This window comes from Promicromonospora sp. NPDC057488 (genome assembly GCF_042802395.1).
Classification (GTDB): Bacteria; Actinomycetota; Actinomycetes; order Actinomycetales; family Cellulomonadaceae; genus Promicromonospora.
Genome location: NZ_JBHVEG010000128.1, coordinates 1 through 18487, shown reverse-complemented (window position 1 = coordinate 18487; position 18487 = coordinate 1). Strand labels below are relative to the sequence as shown.

Here is an 18487-nt window from a genome sequence, read left to right as displayed (position 1 = left end):
GTCCTGGAAGTTCTCGATCAGCGGCCTCCGGCCGCCGGCCCCCCGCAGCTCGGGCGGCAGCATGCCCGCCCGCACCCGGCGGCTACTTCGTCGAGGCCGGATCCTCGTCGCCGATGTGCCCCGGGGCGTTGGCGGCCAGGACCCGCTGGACGAAGGCGCAGTACTCCGACATGTAGTGCCGCAGGAACGTCGCCGTGGCCTCGTTGACCACGGTGCCGTCCGGGCCGAAGTCGGCGGCGTCGTAGGTGATGTAGGCCTCGGGGGCGTTGAGCTGGGGCGCGTCGAGGAAGCTCAGCACGCCGCGCATCGACGACTGCATCACGGCCGTGCCGATGCCGCCCGGCGAGGCCCCGATGATGCCGGTGGGCTTGCGGGCGAACGAGTTCTGGCCCCACGGCCGCGAGCCCCAGTCGATGGCGTTCTTCAGGGCGCCGGGGATGGACCGGTTGTACTCCGGGGACACGAACAGCAGCCCGTCCGAGGCCTCGAGCGCCGCCTTGAACGCCCGGCCCGCGGGCGGGAAGTCGGCGTCGTAGTCCCAGCTGTACAGCGGCAGGTCGCCGATGGGGATCTCGGTGAACGACAGGTCGTCGGGTGCCGAGGCGATCAGCGCCCTGGACAGCGTGCGGTTGATGGATCCCTTGGCCAGGCTGCCGACCAGGTAGCCGATCTCGTAGGTCATGACGCCTCCCGTGCATCAGGCGGCCGTCGACGCCGGCCGCCGGCGTGCCGTCCTACCCACTGTGCGCTCGCCTGCCCGGACCGGCGACTCCGGCCGGGACTCAGCCGTCGCCGTCGAACAGGCCGCCGTCGAGCAGCCAGTTGTAACGCAGGCGCAGGGCGCGCTCGGTGCTGGCCAGCAGGGTGGCCACCAGGATCGAGAGGTTGAGCCACGCGGGCAGGCTGACCGGCGACGTGAAGGTCGTGCCGATCCGCTCGGCGAGCGGCGGGAACTGGGAGACCTCCTCGACGATCTGCGGCACCCCGAGGACCAGGCCGACCACGAGGACGACGACAGAGACCAGCCCGATGGACCGGCCCACGACAGGGTGCGCGTTCTGCAGGCGGGCGCGGCGGCCCTCGGCCGAGGCGGCGTCGGGCGCGAGCTGGCGCTCGGTGCCGTCGTCGGCCACGTAGTGGCAGCGGCGGAGGCCGAAGCCGCTGGTGACCACCTCGATGACACCGCCCGGCACCGGGAACCGGGCCGGGAGCTTGGACGTGGCCTGCAGCCGGCCGTCGAGGTAGAGCTTGGCCCAGACCGTGCCGTTGTCGTCGCCGCCGTGCCGGATGTCCACCGACCAGGTCTCGCGGCGGCCGTCGGCGGTGGTCAGCTCGAGGTGGAACAGCGACCGCAGGAGCAGCTGCCACCACCGGAACCGTGGGAGCGGGCTGCCGTCACCTGGCCGGACGCGCTTGTCGGCACGACGGCGACTCCGGTCCGAGAACATGCCCGACACCGTAACAACGCGCCCGTGGGGCCGCACCGAAGATCGTCGGCGCGGCCCCACGGGTGTCGTCGGGTCTACCCGGCGAGCGCGGTCCGAGCCTCGGCGAACCAGCGGTCGGCGGCCTCGTCCGCGGTCAGCGTGCCGTAGGCGACCTCCAGGGCGATGGTCGTGAAGCCGGCCTCCAGGTTGCTGAGGCCGGCCACGGGCGGCGGCGGCGAGCCCACGAGGTGGGGTTCGAGCGCGCTCTCGTAGTCGAGGATCTGCTGGTCGAGCTCGTCCAGCTCGACGCCCTCGAGCGTGGCGCTGGAGGCGGGCACGCCGCGGGACATGCCGAAGATCTCGCCGACGCGGGGGTCGTTGACCAGGAAGTCGACCAGCTTCGCCGCCTCGTCGGGGTGCTCGCTGTTGGCCGCGACCGAGAGCTGCAGGCCGGGCTTGAGGAACATGCCGCTGTTGTTCTCGAAGTCGTCGGCGGGCACGGGCAGCAGCGTCAGGTTCGGCTCCGCCTGCCCCTCGCTGAACCGGACCAGGAAGTTGTCCCAGCTGATCTCGGCGGCGGTCTCGCCCACGCCGACGGCGTCCGCGCCGGAGAGCTGCTCCTGGCGCTTGGTCGGCAGGAACCCGTCCTGCTCGTGGATCGCGGCGCTCTTGCCCCACCAGTCCGCGAGGTCGGCCTCGTCGAAACCGAGCTGGTCGCCGTCGAACAGCGCCTTGCCGTTCTGCTGCAGCCAGATCTGGAACAGCCAGAAGAACTGGGTGTAGTCGACCGAGCCGTACACGGCCGGGTCGTGCTCGGCCCCGGCGGCGGAGATCTCGGCCAGCAGGGCGTCGTACTCGTCCCAGGTCAGTCCCTCCTCCGGCACGTCGACGCCGAGCTCGTCGAGCAGGTCGGTGTTGACGAACGTGCCCAGCGTGCTGGCGCTGCTGGCGAGCCCGTAGGTCTGGCCGTCCACCTGCCCCGAGGCGAGCAGCGGCTCGGCGATGGTGCCGACCTCGATCGTGTCGCCGAAGTACTCGTCGAGCGGGAGCACGTGCCCGAACTCGGTGTACTCGGTGAGGTAGGCGAGGTCCATCTGGAGCACGTCGGGCAGGGTGCGGCTGGCGGCCTCGGTGTTGCGCGCGGTCCAGTAGTCGGTGAAGCCCGCGTAGCTGGTCTGCACGGTGATCCCCGGGTTGTCCTCCTCGAAGATCTCCAGCGCCTGCTCGTACCGCTCGGCGCGGCTGGCGTCGCCCCACCAGGAGAACGTCAGCGACACGTCCTCGTCCGATCCGCCCGACCCCGAGCCGCCGGACGAGCACGCGGCCACGGCCAGCACGGCCGCCACGGCCACCCCGGCGCGGAACATCCTCCGGCGGCCGCGGCCGCGGGCCGTGCCGCGGTCCCTCCTCGCGTGCAGATACATGTGAGCCTCCTTGCTCGTGTTCGTCGCAGGACGGATCCGCCCTGGCCCGCGCACAGCGTGCAGCCCCGCCAGCACCCCGCCGCGCGAACGGACAAAAGCGGTCACGGCCGGGGCGCCGCCCCGCAGGAGGCCCGCACGGTCAGCCGGGGCAGCAGCTCGATGTGCCGCGGCGGGCGGTGCTCGACGGCGTCGGGGTCGCCTGCTCCGTGGACGCCCGAGCCGTGCGCGATCCGGTCGACCAGGAGCTGCAGCGCCTCCCGGCCGAGCTCGCGGCGCGGCGTCGTCACCGTGGTCAGCGGCACGGCGGCGAGCTCGGCGTTCTCGTCGTCGTAGGCCACGACGGCGAGGTCGTCGGGCACGCGCAGGCCGCGGTCCAGGGCGGTCTCCACGAGGCGCGCGGCGTGGTCGTCGGTGTGCACCAGCACCGCCCGGGTGCCGGTCGCGAGGCACCGGTCCAGCAGGTCGGCGAGCTCGCGCCGCAGCCGGGCCGGGTCCTCGTCGCCCTTGGACAGCGCGACGTCCGGACCCGGTTCGAGGCCCAGCCGGGCCACGGCCGTGGCGTGGCCCTCCCGCACGCGGGGCGCGGTGGGGGTCCGGTCGTAGACGCCGAGCCCCACGCGGCGGTGCCCCAGCCGGGCCAGGTGCTCGACGGCGAGCACGGCGCCGTGCGCGTGGTCGGTACGGGCCACGTCGAGCTCGCTGAGGCTGGTCAGGGCGTCGATGCGCCGCTCGACGAGCACCAGCGGCACGGGGATGGAGCCGAGCCACGCGGCGAGGTCCTCCGGGCTGCGGTCGCGTGTGGTGGGGGCGAGCACGAGGCCCGTGGCGCCCAGCGCGAGGAGCCGCTCGACCTGCTGCTCCTCCAGCTCGGACCGGTAGTGCGAGACGCCGAGCACCAGCCGCACGCGCAGGGAGGGCGCGAGCGCCTCCATGCCCCGGACCGTGTCCAGGAAGTGCGCCACGGCGCTCGGCACCACCACGCCCACCAGGGCCTGGGCGGCCTGCGGGCCCCGGTCGGAGCGCAGCGCGATGGCCCCGCCGTGCACGCGCCCGAGCCTGCCCGCCCGCTCCAGCTCGCGGATGTCGCGGCGGATGGTCACCTCGGAGACCTCCAGCCGCGCCGCGATCTCGGCCGAGCGCACGCTCCCCCGCAGCTCGACCTCGCGCAGCAGGTACTCGTGCCGGCTCCTCGGCAGGTGCATGTGGTCTCCTCGTGCCCGGCGGCGTCCCCGTCGACGCCGGACCACACTGTAGCCAGCCGATGACCGGAATTGTCCGGTCGGACAGTTCCGGGCCGTGCGGCGGGTGAGGATGCGCGCGTGACGACCGCACCCACTGCCGGACAACTGCCCGAGACCACCCCGCGCTGGAGCCGCGACCGCTGGCTGGGGACCGCCGACGACCTGCTGCGCGCCACCGAGCCGTACGCCTCCCCCGGGCGCGCCCTGCTGCCGCTGCCCGGCCCGGTCAGCGCCTCGGGCGCCTGGAGCGACGGGCTGGAGGGCTTCGCCCGGACCTTTCTCCTGGCGGCCTTCCGGGTGCGCGGGCAGGACGGCGACGACCCCGACGGGCTGCTGGAGCGGTACGCCGAGGGGCTGCGGAACGGCACGGACCCCACCAGCCCGGAGCGCTGGCCTCGCATCGACGAGCGCCGGCAGGCCGTCGTGGAGGCGGCGTCGGTCGCGGTGGGGCTGGCCGAGACGCGCCCCTGGCTGTGGGACCGGCTGGACCATGACGTCCGCGAGCGCGTGGTGGCGTGGCTCGCCGGGGTGGTCGGCACCAGCGGGTACCGCAACAACTGGGTGTGGTTCCAGAACGTGATCGAGGCGTTCCTGGCGTCGGTGGGCGGGCCGTGGGACCAGGCCGACCTGGACCGCAACGAGGAGCTGGCCGAGGGCCTGTACGTGGGCGACGGCTGGTACTCGGACGGGCGGGGCCGCGACGGCCGGCGCCAGAGCTTCGACTGGTACGCCGGGTGGGCGTGGCACCTGTACCCGGTGCTGCACGCGCGGATGGAGGGACGCCCGCTCGCCGAGCGGCACGCGGAGCGGCTGCGGGCCTACCTGGAGCAGGCGCAGCACCTGGTCGGGCGGGATGGGGCGCCGCTGCTGCAGGGCAGGTCGGTCACCTACCGGTTCGCGGTGCTGGCCCCGTTCTGGGCGGGGGCGCTGGCGGGGGCGACGCCGCTGTCCCCCGGCGCGACGGGCGCGCTGACGTCGGCGGTGGCGAAGCACTTCTACGCGCACGGCGCCGTGGACGAGCACGGCCTGCTGCCGATCGGGTGGCACGGCCGGTTCGACCGGCTGCGGCAGCTCTACTCGGGCGGGGCGTCGCCGTACTGGGCGAGCAAGGGGTTCGCGGGCCTGCTCCTGCCCCCGGACCACCCGGTGTGGACGGCGCCCGACGACGTGCCCGCGCCCTGGCGCCAGGAGCACGTGGTGCCGCTGCGCGAGCCGGGGTGGCTGGTCGTGGGGACGCCGTCGGACGGGATCGTGCGGGTGCTCAACCACGGCTCGGACCGGCTGCTGGAGCCGCCGGCGCAGGCACACGCCGACGACCCGTTCTACCGGCGGGTCGGCTACGCCAACGTGGTCTCACCGCAGCTCACGCCCGCGGACGTCGCGGCGCCGGCCGACTCGCACGTGGCGCTGCTCGACGGCGCGGGCCGGCCGTCGCACCGCGACGGCATCGAGCGCGTGCACCTGGGCGAGCGGGTCGCCGTCTCGCGGTCGCGCGTGCACTGGCTGGACGTGCCGGGCGCCGGGCCGGACGGCGACCACGCCGGGTGGGCTGCGGCGCGGCGCGGCCCCGTGGTCACGACGGCCGCCGTGGTGCGCGGCCCGCTGGAGGTGCGCCTGGCGTGGTGGACGCCGCCGCCCGCGGCCGGGCCGGGCACGGCCGGGGCTACCACCCCGCCGCCGGGCGCGGACCTGGACGCCGACGTCGCCTGGCCCGCCGACCCCGGGCCGTGGACGTTCCGGCTGGGCGGGTGGCCGCTCGCGGCCGGGTCCGACGGGGACCTGGGAGCGGAGGTCACGGACGGTGCGGCCGGTGCGGACGCCGCCGACAGCGCTGACAGCGCGGGCGGCACCGTGCGCGTGACCCGAGCCGACGGGACGACGTCGGAGCTCCGCGGGCTGCGCGGGCTGCCCCGGGCGGGCGCGGACCGGCGGACCGGCGCAGACCCGCTCGGGGCGGCCTCGGTGGTCCCGTCGCTGACCGGCGCCGCCCCGGCGGGACCAGGCGAGGTGGTTGCCGCCCTCGTCGTGCTGACCGGGGACCCCGCCGCCGCGGACCTGGACGCCGTCGAGGCGGTCGTCCCCGTGCCCGCCCGCGGCGTCGTCGAGGTGCGCTGGCGGGACGGCGTGGTCGACGTCGTCCCCACCGGACCGGCGGACCACGCCACGAACGGAGACGCCGCGTGACCCGGCCCCGCGTGCTGTTCGCCCTCCGCGACCCGGCGCTGCTGCCCGACCTGTTCGACGACGCCACGCTCGCCCGCCTGCGCGCGGCCGCCGACGTCGCCGACGGGGTGCTGACGCCGGAGGCGACACAGGACGACCCGGCCCACGGCGACCTGGCCACGGCCGACGTCCTGGTCACCGGCTGGGGCGCGCCGTACCTGGACGAGGCGTTCCTGCGGCGCGCGCCGCGGCTGCGCGCCGTGGTGCACACGGCGGGCACGGTCAAGTCGTTCGTCACGCCGGCGGTCTGGGAGCGGGGCGTCCGCGTCTCGACGGCGGCCGAGGCGAACGCGCGGCCGGTCGCGGAGTACACGCTCGCGATGGTGCTGCTGGCTGGCAAGCGGGTGCTGGAATCGGCAGCGGCCTACGGCCGGGACCGCACCCTGCGGGGCTGGTCGCCGCCGGCGCCGCTGGGCAACAACGGGCTGACGGTCGGCGTGATCGGCGCCTCCCGGATCGGGCGCCAGGTGCTGGGTCTGCTGGCCCCGTTCGACGTGGACGCGCTGCTGCACGACCCGTGGGTGGACGCCGCGGCCGCGCGCGCCCTGGGCAGCACGGCCGTGGGCCTGGACGAGCTGCTGACCCGGTCCGACGTCGTGACGGTACACGCACCGGCCCTGCCGGAGACCTACCGGATGCTCGGCGCGCGGGAGCTGGCCCGGATGCGCGACGCGACGACGCTGGTCAACACCGCGCGCGGGCAGCTCGTGGACACCGAGGCGCTGACGCGCGAGGTCGTGGCGGGCCGGCTGCGCGCCGTCCTCGACGTGACCGACCCGGAGCCGCTGCCGCCCGACCATCCCCTGTTCGGGGCGCCCGGTGCACTGCTCACCCCGCACGTCGCGGGCTCGCTGGGCAACGAGCTGCGGCGGCTCGGCGCCTCCGCCGTCGCGGAGGTGGAGCGGCTCGCCGCGGGCCAGGACCTGCTGCACGAGGTGCTGCCCGACCAGCTCGCCACGACGGCCTGAGCCCCGGGCCGCACCCGGGCGCCTGACCGCATTTGTCCGTTCGCCCGCGGCCGGCGGGCCGCCGACCCAGGATGTCTGACGCCCGACGACGGGCGACCTCACTTCGCGCGAAGGAGCTGAACATCGTGGTTCACATCAGTCGGCGTACCGTCCTGACCTCGGCGCTGGCCGCGGGCGCGGGGGTGGCCCTCGGGCCACGCCTCGCCACGGCGCACGCGGCCCAGGGCGTCCCCACCCTGGTCCCGGCCGGGCACGACCCGGTCGACCTGCACTGGCTGGAGGGCGGCTCCCCCGCCGCCCTGGCCGGGGGCACCACCTGGGGTGTGCCCTGGCCGCGGGGCGCCTTCGCGCCCGACCAGCAGCTCGCACTCACGACGGCGGCCGGCGAGCCGGTGCCGGTGCAGACCTGGCCCACGGGCTGGTGGCCGGACGGCAGCGTGAAGTGGACCGCGCACGCCGTCAGCGCGGAGGCGCCGCGGGCCGAGTCGTACCGCCTGGCCGCCGGCCGGCCCAGCACGCCCGGCAAGCGGGTCACGGTCCGGGAGACGCCGGGCGAGATCACCGTCGACACCGGCACGGTCCAGGTGGTCTTCGCCCGCAACGGCAACCAGGTGGTCCGCGCGATCCGCCGCGGTGGGCAGGACGTGGCGCTGGGCGGCCGGCTCATCGTCTCGCGGCAGGACGTGCCCGACACCGACCGGAGCGGCAGCGTGCGGCACGAGTCGTTCACCGGCGCCGTCGACCGCGTGACCGTCGAGCAGTCCGGGCCCGTGCGCGCCGTCGTCAAGGTCGAGGGCAGGCACCGCAAGGGCCAGCGCTCGTGGCTCCCGTTCGTGCTGCGGTTCTACCTGTACGCGGGCTCGGACGGCGTCCGCGTGGTGCACACCTTCGTGTTCGACGGCGACGAGAACCGCGACTTCATCACCGGCATCGGCGTGACGTTCTCGGTACCGATGCGCGGCGAGGCGTACGACCGCCATGTGCGGTTCGCGGGCGCGGACGGGGGCGTGCTGTCCGAGGCCGTGCGCGGCGTCACCGGCCTGCGCCGGGACCCCGGGGCCGCCGTCCGCACCGCACAGGTCGAGGGCCGTGCCCTGCCCGACCCGGCCACGTGGGACCAGCGCGTCACCTCCCGCCTGCACTGGGTCCCGCAGTGGGGCGACTACAGCCTGTCCCAGCTCACGGCGCACGGGTTCGAGATCCGCAAGCGCACCGGCCCGGGCCACTCGTGGATCCGGGTCGACGGCGGCACCCGCGCCGCGGGGCTCGGGTATGTCGGCACGCCGTCGGGCGGCCTGGCCTTCGGCATGCGCGACTTCTGGCAGCTGCACCCCACGGAGCTGGAGATCACGGGCGCCGCGACCGACGAGGCCGAGGCGACGGTCTGGCTGTGGTCGCCCCGGGCCGAGGCCATGGACCTGCGCTTCTACCACGACGGCCTGGGGCAGGACACCTACCCCGAGCAGCTCGACGCCCTGGAGATCACCTACGAGGACTACGAGCCCGAGTTCGGCACGCCCTACGGCGTGGCCCGCACCACCGAGCTGATGTTCTGGGCGCTGGCCGCCACCCCGACCGCCGAGCGGTTCACCGAGCTGGCCGCCGCGAGCGCCACGCCGCCGCTGCTGGTCGCCGATCCGGGGCACGTGCACTCGGCCGGGGTGTTCGGCTCGTGGGCACCCGCGGACCGGTCGACCCCGGCGCGAGCGGCGATCGAGGACAACCTGGACCGGATGCACGCGTACTACGTGGACCAGGTGGACCAGCGGTCCTGGTACGGGTTCTGGGACCACGGCGACGTGATGCACGAGTACGACGGCGACCGGCACCAGTGGCGCTACGACGTCGGCGGGTACGCGTGGGACAACTCGGAGCTGTCGACGGACCTGTGGCTCTGGTACCACTACCTGCGCACGGGCGACGCGACGGCGTTCAGGCTCGCCGAGGCCATGACCCGGCACACGGGCGAGGTGGACCAGTACCACCTGGGCACGTGGAAGGGCCTGGGCACGCGGCACGGCGTCATGCACTGGGGCGACAGCGCCAAGCAGGTGCGCATCTCGAACGCGAACTACCGGCGGTTCCACTACTTCCTCACGGCGGACGAGCGGGTGGGCGACACCCTGCACGAGCTCGTGGACTCCGACCGGACGTTCCTGGTGCTGGACCCGGGCCGCAAGATCAACGGCGGCGGCCCGTTCGACCCGGATCCCTCGGCGCTCGGCGTGGGACAGACCACCGACTGGGGTGCCCTGGCGGGTGCGTGGCTCACCGAGTGGGAACGGAACGGCGACCCGATCGCGCGCACGAAGCTGCTCAACGGTGCGCGGTCGATCGCGGCGCTGCCGAACCACTGGGTGCAGGGGTCGGTGCGCTACGACCTGGCCGACGGCACGTTCACGGGTCCGGCGGAACCGTCGGTGTCGATCGGCAGCCTGAGCAGCGTGTTCGGGCTCATCGAGGTGATGACGGAGCTGATCGACCTGGTCGACGAGCCGGAGGTCGAGGCGGCGTGGGTCGAGTTCTGCCGCCTGTACAACGGCACGGCCGCCGAGCAGGTCGCGGCCACCGGGGCGTCGTGGGGCAGCCTCAACCTGCGGCAGTCCTACTCGCGGGCCACCGCCTACGCGGCGGCGCGCCTGGACGACACCACGCTGGCGCGCCGGGCGTGGACCGAGTTCCGCACGGGCCACGCCGGCTACCCGGCGGACCACCCCTTCGAGACGGTGCGCGTGGAGCCGCCGCGCGTGCTCAACGCGGTGGACGAGGGCCGGTTCTCGACCAACGCCAGCGCGCAGTACGGCCTGGCGGCCATCCAGTGCCTGGCGCTGGTCGGAGAGGAGCTGTGAGGAGCGCTACCTGCTGTCCTTCTTGCCCTGCCGCCGCGCGCCCTGCGCCTTGGTCGACGCGTCGCGCTTCTTGCCGCCCGTCGTCTTCTCGTGGCTGCGGGCGCGGCCGGGCCCGACCTTGGCCGCCTTGGCGTTGGCCGCCGCCTTCGGGCCGGACGACTTGCCCGCCTTCGCCCGAGCCAGCCGCTCCTCCTTGAGGGCCTCGGCCTGAAGGTGCGCCACGTGCGCGAGGCGCCCGCTGACGATCGCCAGCGCCTCCTCGAACGCGGCGGCGCGCCAGCGGGCCTTGCCGCCCTTGGGCGCGGCCTTGCCCCGGCCACCGGCGGCCTTCACGTCCAGCGCGGCCTTGCGCCGGTAGTTCTTGACGTGCTTGTTGCGTGCCCGGCGCACCCGCCGGTGCAGGTCGAGCAGCTCGTCCTCGTCGAGCGCCTTGAGCCGCTTGGGTTCGAGCTCGCGCACGAGCGTGAGCTCGTCGTCCTTGAGCACCCACAGGTAGTCGTCCATCGCTGACCGTCCTCCGCGCCGGGTTCCTGGGCCTCCCCCACCTTCGCAGGTCTGGCCCGGCCCGGCGCGGCGGGCGTCAGTTCTTCAGGATGTCGCCCGCGCTCTCCAGGACCAGCGGGATGCCGTCGCCCGTCCAGCGCAGCGGGATCACCTCGACCGGGGTGTCGCACGCGGTCAGGATGGCGCGCGGCGTGCGCCCCAGGCGGGCCGGGTGCCGCATCCCGCGGTGGTGGCGCGCGACCATCAGCACGTCGGCGTCGGAGGCGGCCTCGACCAGCACCTCGTCCGGGCGCCCCGGAATCACGGCCGTCTCGACGGGCACGGTCGGGTAGACGGCGGACCACTCCGCCACGACCGTCTCCAGCAGGCGGTTGGCGGCCTTGACCGAGTCGTCGGCATAGGCGTCCGCGACGCCCAGGTCCGCGGCGAGGTCCGGGACCTCGACGGCGTGCACCACCCGCACCGCGGCGTGCCGCGGTGCCGCCGTCGACATGGCGTGGGTGAGTAGCTCGCCGGCGCTGGTGAACGTCTTGATGCCCACCACGATGCGGCCGAGCCGGGTCTCCTGCCAGCGCGCGGGGACCACGGTCACGGGCAGGTCCACCCGCCCGACCACCTCGGCGGTCGTCGCCCGCGCTACCAGCCGCTCGGCGCCGCGCCGGGTCTCGCGCCCGAGCACCATCAGGTCCCCGGAGGCGGACGCCGTCACGAGCTGCGCCACACGCGGGCCCAGGGCGAGCACCGGCTCGATCTCCAGGTCGGGGGCGACGGCGCGTGCCCGGGCCGCCTCGCGGTTGACGGTGCCGCGACCCGAGCGCTCCAGGTAGTCGACGTCGCCCGCCTCGGCGGGCCACAGCCCGCTCTCCGGCAGCGGCGCCGGCACCACGTGGACCATCCGCATCCCGGTGCTCCGCAGCCGGGCCTCGTTGATCGCGTACCGGACGGCGCCCGCGCTGCGGTCGCTCCCGTCGACGGCGACGACGACCGGGGCGGGGCGCTGGTCCGCGTCCGCGGGGCTCGACTCCTCCCTCGTCCGGGCCCACGCGCGGATCACGAGAGCCGCCTGGTGGGCCGGTGGGCCACGACCTCGGTGCCCACCGTCTTGCCCCAGGCGTGGGCGCGGTCGAGCTCGCCGTCGACCAGCGGGCCCGTGATGTCGGCGACGCGGAAGCTAGCGGGCGCCGTGACCAGGGCATAGCCCAGCCGGTCCAGCCGTCGGCCGGCCGCCCGTGCGGCGGACCCCGTCAGGCGGGACGTGGCGCGCGTGTCGAACGCCGTGGCCGCCGTCGGCGTGCAGACGCCCGGCAGCCCGCCGAGCCACTCGCGGATGCCCACGTCGCGGGAGACGACGGAGGTGGCCCGGCCCGCGGCGTCGCGCCGCGTCGAGGGCCAGGACATGCTGAAGGCGTGGGTCGGCCCGCCCACGACCAGCAGGGTCACGTCGGCCGGGACCGTGCGGGGCGCCGCCCCCACCTCGACGACGTCGGCGTGCATCGACGCCTCGATCCCCTCCGCGACCGCCCGCGCGACCGCCTCGGTGTTGCCGAACATCGACTCGTAGACCACCAGGGCACGCATCGTCATCAACTCCTCGGTTCCTGTCTCCACGCTCCGTTCCTGGGCTGCCGCCCGGCAGGGCCGTCCGGCCCCGGTCGTCGGGACTTTTGGCCCGTGCCCCGCGCGGGGCTCGCGCGAAGACTTGCCTGGACGGTGCGGCACGCCTGACGGGAGCAGAGGACATGGACGTCGTCGACGCACGGGTGGAGCGGATCCTGCGGGCCGGCGCGAGCGCCCCGAGCGTGTACAACACCCAGCCGTGGAAGGTGAGCTTCGCCGGTCGCACGATGTCCCTGCGGGCCGACCCGGCCCGGCAGCTGCGGCACTGCGACCCGCACGGCCGCGAGATGCTGATCAGCTGCGGGGCGTTCCTGTTCAACGCGCGGGCCGCGGCGCGCCGCGAGTCGCTGACCGCCGTCGTCCGGCTGCTGCCGGACCCGCGGGACGACCTGCTGGTGGCGGAGGTGGACCTGCAGCCGGGCCCGATCCCGAACACGGACGAGCTGGAGCTGTCGGTGGCGATCGCGCGGCGCACGACGTCGCGGGTGCCGTTCGACGACCAGCCGCTGTTCACGGACGTGCTGCTGGCCATCCAGCAGGCGGCCCGGGACGAGAGCGGGGACCTGCGGCCGATCCAGCCGTCGGAGCCGGTACGCGCGGAGGTCCTGGGGCTGGTGCGCCGGGCGGAGTCGCTCGCCGCCGAGGACCCGGTGGCCCGGGACGAGGAGCTGGCGTGGACGGCCACGGACGCGGACCGCGCGGACGGCATCCCGCGCGACCTGCTGGGCCCCGCGCCCGACGACGACGGAGCACCGGTGCGGCGGTTCCTCGCGAGCACGGGGACGGTCCCCTTCGAGCAGCGGACGACGATGGCGCTGCTCACCACCCCGGGCGACTCGCCGCGGGACTGGATCACGGCCGGCCAGGCGCTGGAGCGCGCGCTGCTGGTCGCCACGACCTACTTCGTGCACGCGTCGTTCGCGACCACCGTGCTGGAGAACCCGACGACGCGGCACGACCTGCGCCAGGCCCTGGCCCTGGACGCGGCGCCGCAGATGCTCATGCGGCTGGGGTACAGCTCGGTGCCCCTGCGCACGCCCCGACGCACCACGGAGCAGCTCACCGTGCCCCGCGACGGATGACACGGACGCCCGGGAAGAGCCCGGCGCCCTGAGGAGACGAGGAGTCGGTCCCGATGGCGGATACGAACGCCGGCCCGGTGGTGGTCGGCGTGGACGGGTCCGCCTCGTCGACCCAGGCCGTGCACTGGGCGGCGCTGGAGGCCGCCCGGCGCGGCGTGCCGCTGGTGCTCGTGCACGTGTGGACGCCCCTGCCCGTCTCGGCGCCGCACGCGGCGACGCTCGGGCACTACGAGGACGGGCTGATCGCGCGGGGCAACCAGTGGCTGGCGGAGGCGTCGGTGGTGGCGCAGGACGCGGCCCCGGGCCTGACCACGGGCACCCGGATGACGAGCGGCTCGGTGGCCGGACAGCTCATCGGGCGGTCGGCGTCGGCGAGCCTGCTGGTGCTCGGCTCGCGCGGCCTGGGCGGCTTCACCGGGCTGCTGGTGGGCTCGACGACGGTCGCCGTCACGGCCTACGGGCACTGCCCGGTCGTGGTCGTCCGGGGTGCGACGCTGAACGGCCTGAGCCGGCAGGACGGTCCGGTGGTGGTCGGTGTGGACGGGCCGGCGGCCGACGGCGACCCGATCCGGTTCGCGTGCCGGGCCGCGGCCCTGCGGAACGTGCCGCTGGTCGCCGTGCACGCCTGGAGCGACCTGCCGCTGACCGCCGCGTGGGAGCTGACGACGTACTGGCAGACGATCCGGCTGGCCGAGGCGGAGGCCCTGAGCGACCGGCTCGCGATGTACCGGGCGCAGTACCCGGAGGTGCGGGTCGAGCAGGTCGTGGTCCGGGACGGCCCGGTCCACGCCCTGCTCGACCACAGCACCACCGCCCAGCTCGTCGTGGTGGGCTCCCGTGGCCGCGGCGGGTTCCGCGGCCTGCTGCTGGGATCCACGAGCCAGGCGCTGATCTACCACTCGGCCTGCCCCGTGACGGTGGTGCCCGCCGGTGTCAGGAGCGGATGAACTCCAGCAGGTCGGCGTTGATCACGTCGGCGTGCGTCGTCGGCATGCCGTGCGGGAAGCCCGCGTACGTCTTCAGCGTGCCGTTCTGCAGCAGCTCGGCCGACATCGGGCCCGCGTTCGCGTACGGGACGATCTGGTCGTCGTCGCCGTGCATGACCAGCACCGGGACCGTGATCTTGCGCAGGTCGTCGGTGAAGTCGGTCTCCGAGAACGCCGCGATGCCGTCGTAGTGGGCCTTGGCGCCGCCCTGCATCCCCTGGCGCCACCAGTTGCGCACCAGCGGCTCGCGCGTCTCGACGCCGGGCCGGTTGAACCCGTAGAACGGTCCGGCCGGCAGCGCGTGGTAGAACTCGCTGCGGCTGGCGGCGAGCTGGGCGCGCAGGTCGTCGAACACGCTCTTGGGCAGGCCGCCGGGGTTGGCGTCGGTCTGCACCATCAGCGGCGGCACGGCCGCGATGATCGCGGCCTTGGCCACCCGGTCCTCGCCGTGCCGCGCGATGTAGTGCACCACCTCGCCGCCGCCCGTGGAGTGCCCCACGTGGATCGCGTCGCGCAGGTCCAGGTGGGCGGTCACCGCGGCCAGGTCGTCCGCGTAGTGGTCCATGTCGTGGCCGTCGCCCACCTGGGTCGACCGGCCGTGGCCCCGGCGGTCGTGGGCGATCACGCGGTACCCCTGCTGCAGGAAGAACAGCATCTGGGCGTCCCAGTCGTCCGACGACAGGGGCCAGCCGTGGCTGAAGACGATGGGCTGCCCCGTCCCCCAGTCCTTGTAGAAGATCTCGATGCCCTCGTCAGTCACAATCTTCGGCACGTTGTTGCTCCGTTCGCTGGTGCTGGGGCCCGGCTGCCCGAGCCGTCCTGCCAGCATCCACCGACCCGGCGGCGCGCGCAGGCCAGGATCGGCCCGGCGACTGACTTTCCCGGGTGATACTGAGCCTCGCCGGGGCGGATCGAGGATCAGGCGCGGGTCGGTCCCGGCCCGGTGCCGGCTCAGTCCTGGATCAGGCCGATGACGTTGCCGGCCGGGTCGGCGATCCAGCCGATGGTCGGGCCCTGGGCGGGGTCGGAGCTGCGGGCAACGCCGTGCTCGTCCTGCTCGAACCCCGGGTACCGCAGCAGGCTCACCCCGGCGGCCTCGAGCTCCGCCACCGCCGCGTCGATGTCCGGCACCACGAGGTTCAGCACCGTGTACGACGCCGGAGCGTGCGCCGCGCCCTTGGGGTAGACGAACACGGTCGAGCCCTCGGTCAGCTCGATCTCCAGGCCGCCCATGTCGTTGGGCCGGGCGGGCAGGCCGAGGGTGTCGCGGTAGAAGCGGAGCGCCGTCTCGGCGTCGTCCACGGAGAAGCCGCTGAAGCTGCGGAGCGTGGTGACCATGGTGGTTCCTCTCGTCGGGGGCGGTACCTACGGCTGACGCCGGCCGGGCGCGGAACTCATCGGCCGCACCCCCGGCCAGGATCACCCGGGGTGCGCGGCGCGGGCCGTATCACGTCGCCCGCACGACGACTCCCTTTCGGATAGGCGGACGAGGAGGTGCGCCTGATGCGACACCCGACCCATTCCCGGGCGAGGCGGCGCCACGCGCCGGCGGCCCTGCTCCTGGCCCTCGTGCTCTGCGCCGGGACGGCCTGCGCCTGGGGCGGTGGCGACGACACCTCCGGCGGGGACTCCGGACAGACGGACACCGACGACGGCGGCGGCGGGGACGACGGGGGCGACGACGGTGGCGGTGGGGGCGGCAACGGAGGCGGCGACGGCAACGGCGGCGGCGGGCAGCCCTCCCCGATCCGGGTGAGCCGGGCCACGGAGCAGAGCGGCAGCGGCGCGAGCGTGGCGGCGGTCGCGGACCAGACGGCACGCGAGATGGCGGCCGAGTGCCCCGGCGGGGAGCTGTGCGTCACCATCTACTTCAAGCCCGAGGTCCGCGACTGCGACTACTCCGGCTCGGACCCGGCGGCCGGCGAGCTGATCGAGGTCGGCGCCACGCTCACCCTCTTCGGCGTCTGCGACGAGACCCCGGATCCCAGCCCCGAGGAGGACGGCGAGCCGACCGACGACGGCACCGGCGCCACCGGCGACGGGTGACCGCCGTGCCCGACCAGGCGCGGCCCGCGCCCGCGGAGCAGCCCGACAAGGAGCCCGGGGAGAGCACCTCCGTCGACGTCGGCCGGGTGGCCCGCATCGCGACCGAGATCGTCGCGCCGGCCACCCTCGTCACCGCGCTGCTGTACTTCTTCGGCCGCAAGCAGACCACGTTCTTCTACGACTACTTCGGCGTGGAGGTCTCCGCGCTGCAGCTGACCACGACCGACTACCTGTTCCTGGCGCAGGACGGCCTGCTGGTGCCGCTGGCGGTCGTGGCCACGGGGGTGCTGGTGGCGCTGTGGGTGCGCGGCGGGTCGGTCGCGCACCCGCCGCGGCCCGACGTCGAGCTGCGGGTCCTGCGGGTGGCCGGCGGCGTCGGGCTGGCCGGCCTGCTGTTCGGCCTGGTCCAGGTGTTCTGGCCGGGGCTCGGCCTGGCGGGCTGGGTGCCGACCTGGCTGGCGCCCCTGTGCCTGGCGGGCGGCGTCCTGCTGCTCGGCCTCGCGATCCGCAGGCGCCGGGTGCTGCTGCGGAGCGAGGACCCGGACTGGGTCCCGCCGTCGCAGGCGGCGCGACTCGTCGAGTGGGGCGCGATGTTCGTGCTGGTGGCGGTCGCCCTGTTCTGGGCCGTGGCCGACTACTCCGCCGCCGTCGGCCACGCGCGGGCCCAGGAGTTCGCCCGGGACCTGCCGACGTACTCGTCGGTGGTGCTGCACTCCACCACGGACCTGCAGATCGCCGAGCCGGGCGTCACGGCCACGGACTGCCCGGCGGACGAGACCGGGTTCCGCCACCGGTACGACGGCCTGGTGCTCATGGTCGTGGCAGGCGGCCAGTACGTGCTGGTCCCCCGGGCCTGGACGCCCGAGACAGCGAGCGTCGTCTCGGTCCCCGTGACCGACGGCGTCCGGCTCGACCACCTGAGCCCGTCGCCGACCGGCCGCGATCCGGTAGCCTCCGTGCCGTGCGCGTGATCTCGCTCCTTCGTTCGGCCTTCGCCGGTCCCCGGCAGGGTCCCGTCGGGGCGCTGGCGATCCTGACGGTCATCGTTGGCGTGGTCACGATGCACTCGATGAGCGGGTCGCCGACGTCGCACGGGCACGCCGTGCCGCACGAGACCTCCGTGGTCGCCGTCGAGCAGCCGGCCACCGGACCGGTCATGACCCCTGTCCAGGCTCAGACCCAAGTGACACCCCAGGCGCCGGACGGCCACGCCGCCGACGAAGGCCCCTGCTGCGAGGGCTGCGGCGGGCACGACGCCGCCATGGCGATGTGCCTGATGATCCTCGTCGCGCTGCTGGGCCTCGTGGTGCCCGTGCGGCGGCTCCTGTGGCGGGCGCCGCTGGAGCTCGCGATGTCCCTGACGCCGGCGCTCGCCGTCGTCCGCGACCTCGCCGCGCCCAGCCTGCACGACCTCTGCATCTCCCGGACGTAGACCCGGGCCCGGGGGGCCCCGCCCCCCCGCCCCCCCCCCCCCCCCCCCCCCCCCCCCCCCCCCCCCCCACCGCGCGCCGGACCGACGAGCGCGACCGTGCCCCAGCGCGGTCGCGCCCATGAGTGCTACCCGAGATCGAAGCAGAAGCAGAGGAAAGACCATGAAGCGCACCCTCATGTCCGCGATCGCCCTGGCCGGAGCCCTGGCCCTGACCGCGTGCTCAGGTTCCGAGCAGGCCGGACACAACGACGCGGACGTCATGTTCGCCCAGATGATGATCCCGCACCACGAGCAGGCGATCGAGATGTCGGACGTCGTCCTGGCGCGGCCGGACGCCGACCCGCAGGTGGCCGAGCTGGCCACGCAGATCAAGGCGGCGCAGGCCCCCGAGATCGAGGAGCTCGACGGCTGGCTCGACACGTGGGGCGCCGAGCGCACCGCGGAGCACGGCGGCCACGCCGGGATGGACGGCATGATGACCGAGGAGGACCTCCAGGCGCTGGGCGCCGCCGCCGGCCCCGCGGGCGACCGCCTGTTCCTGGAGCAGATGGTGGCGCACCACGAGGGCGCCGTGGAGATGGCGCAGGCCCAGGTGGAGTCGGGCGAGGACGCGGGCGCGGTCGAGATGGCGCAGGCCATCGTCGACACTCAGGCGGCCGAGATCGAGACGATGAAGCAGCTCCTCGAC

At 74.8% G+C, this 18487-nt stretch carries 18 protein-coding genes; 9 read left to right on the top strand and 9 right to left on the bottom strand.

Going from position 1 to position 18487, the window contains the following annotated elements; genetic code table 11:
- Window positions 1-82: 82 nt before the first annotated feature.
- The 4 genes from ACFU5G_RS21680 to ACFU5G_RS21665 form a co-directional block, all read right to left on the bottom strand.
- Window positions 83-682, bottom strand: coding sequence for an NADPH-dependent FMN reductase (locus ACFU5G_RS21680; protein ID WP_377249465.1), 600 nt, complete (start codon window positions 680-682; stop codon window positions 83-85).
- A gap of 100 nt (window positions 683-782) precedes the next feature.
- Window positions 783-1448, bottom strand: coding sequence for a hypothetical protein (locus ACFU5G_RS21675; protein ID WP_377249463.1), 666 nt, complete (start codon window positions 1446-1448; stop codon window positions 783-785).
- 74 nt (window positions 1449-1522) lie between these two features.
- A complete protein-coding gene (locus ACFU5G_RS21670) occupies window positions 1523-2851 on the bottom strand; it encodes an ABC transporter substrate-binding protein (protein WP_377249461.1) in 1329 nt (442 codons plus the stop codon).
- Between the two features lie 101 nt (window positions 2852-2952).
- A complete protein-coding gene (locus ACFU5G_RS21665; protein ID WP_377249459.1) occupies window positions 2953-4053 on the bottom strand; it encodes a LacI family DNA-binding transcriptional regulator in 1101 nt (366 codons plus the stop codon).
- A gap of 117 nt (window positions 4054-4170) precedes the next feature.
- Here ACFU5G_RS21665 and ACFU5G_RS21660 point away from each other — a divergent pair, with 117 nt between their 5' ends.
- The 3 genes from ACFU5G_RS21660 (at window position 4171) to ACFU5G_RS21650 (ending at window position 10132) form a co-directional block, all read left to right on the top strand.
- Complete coding sequence (locus ACFU5G_RS21660; RefSeq protein ID WP_377249457.1) at window positions 4171-6276, top strand: DUF2264 domain-containing protein; 2106 nt, start codon at window positions 4171-4173, stop codon at window positions 6274-6276.
- Window positions 6273-7283 carry a hydroxyacid dehydrogenase gene (locus tag ACFU5G_RS21655; RefSeq protein ID WP_377249455.1) on the top strand — a complete coding sequence of 337 codons (1011 nt, stop codon included), beginning with the start codon at window positions 6273-6275 and terminating at the stop codon, window positions 7281-7283. Before ACFU5G_RS21660 ends, ACFU5G_RS21655 begins: the two co-directional genes overlap by 4 nt.
- A 125-nt stretch (window positions 7284-7408) precedes the next feature.
- Window positions 7409-10132, top strand: coding sequence for a Tat pathway signal sequence domain protein (locus tag ACFU5G_RS21650; RefSeq protein ID WP_377249453.1), 2724 nt, complete (start codon window positions 7409-7411; stop codon window positions 10130-10132).
- Window positions 10133-10138: 6 nt separating this feature from the next.
- Here the strand turns inward: ACFU5G_RS21650 and ACFU5G_RS21645 are convergent, their stop codons facing one another.
- The 3 genes from ACFU5G_RS21645 to ACFU5G_RS21635 all read right to left on the bottom strand — a co-directional run bounded on the left by ACFU5G_RS21645 (window position 10139) and on the right by ACFU5G_RS21635 (window position 12244).
- Window positions 10139-10636: a hypothetical protein gene (locus tag ACFU5G_RS21645; RefSeq protein WP_377249451.1), complete on the bottom strand. Its 498-nt coding sequence runs from the start codon at window positions 10634-10636 to the stop codon at window positions 10139-10141.
- A gap of 76 nt (window positions 10637-10712) precedes the next feature.
- Window positions 10713-11690 carry a universal stress protein gene (locus ACFU5G_RS21640; protein ID WP_377249449.1) on the bottom strand — a complete coding sequence of 326 codons (978 nt, stop codon included), beginning with the start codon at window positions 11688-11690 and terminating at the stop codon, window positions 10713-10715.
- Window positions 11687-12244, bottom strand: a complete 558-nt coding sequence (locus ACFU5G_RS21635; protein ID WP_377249447.1) for a flavodoxin family protein — start codon at window positions 12242-12244, stop codon at window positions 11687-11689. Before ACFU5G_RS21635 ends, ACFU5G_RS21640 begins: the two co-directional genes overlap by 4 nt.
- A gap of 131 nt (window positions 12245-12375) precedes the next feature.
- On the opposite strand from ACFU5G_RS21635, the gene ACFU5G_RS21630 reads away from it, so the two are divergent.
- Window positions 12376-13335: an Acg family FMN-binding oxidoreductase gene (locus tag ACFU5G_RS21630; protein WP_377249445.1), complete on the top strand. Its 960-nt coding sequence runs from the start codon at window positions 12376-12378 to the stop codon at window positions 13333-13335.
- 53 nt (window positions 13336-13388) lie between these two features.
- Window positions 13389-14282, top strand: a complete 894-nt coding sequence (locus ACFU5G_RS21625) for a universal stress protein (protein ID WP_377249443.1) — start codon at window positions 13389-13391, stop codon at window positions 14280-14282.
- On the opposite strand, the gene ACFU5G_RS21620 is transcribed toward ACFU5G_RS21625, so the two are convergent.
- Window positions 14269-15093 (bottom strand): alpha/beta fold hydrolase, encoded by an 825-nt coding sequence (locus tag ACFU5G_RS21620; RefSeq protein ID WP_377249441.1) that lies wholly within the window; start codon window positions 15091-15093, stop codon window positions 14269-14271. The two genes, ACFU5G_RS21625 and ACFU5G_RS21620, sit on opposite strands and share 14 nt — an antisense overlap.
- A gap of 179 nt (window positions 15094-15272) precedes the next feature.
- On the bottom strand, window positions 15273-15659 hold the full coding sequence (locus ACFU5G_RS21615; RefSeq protein ID WP_377249439.1) for a VOC family protein: 387 nt from the start codon (window positions 15657-15659) through the stop codon (window positions 15273-15275).
- Between the two features lie 165 nt (window positions 15660-15824).
- Between ACFU5G_RS21615 and ACFU5G_RS21610 the strand changes: the two genes are divergently transcribed.
- The 4 genes from ACFU5G_RS21610 to ACFU5G_RS21595 all read left to right on the top strand — a co-directional run.
- Window positions 15825-16367, top strand: a complete 543-nt coding sequence (locus tag ACFU5G_RS21610; RefSeq protein ID WP_377249437.1) for a hypothetical protein — start codon at window positions 15825-15827, stop codon at window positions 16365-16367.
- Window positions 16364-17338, top strand: coding sequence for a hypothetical protein (locus ACFU5G_RS21605; RefSeq protein WP_377249435.1), 975 nt, complete (start codon window positions 16364-16366; stop codon window positions 17336-17338). The genes ACFU5G_RS21610 and ACFU5G_RS21605 overlap by 4 nt, the downstream gene beginning before the upstream one ends.
- Window positions 17329-17799: a hypothetical protein gene (locus ACFU5G_RS21600; protein WP_377249433.1), complete on the top strand. Its 471-nt coding sequence runs from the start codon at window positions 17329-17331 to the stop codon at window positions 17797-17799. Before ACFU5G_RS21605 ends, ACFU5G_RS21600 begins: the two co-directional genes overlap by 10 nt.
- A gap of 160 nt (window positions 17800-17959) precedes the next feature.
- The coding region (locus ACFU5G_RS21595; protein WP_377249431.1) for a DUF305 domain-containing protein at window positions 17960-18487 on the top strand (528 nt) is incomplete at its 3' end.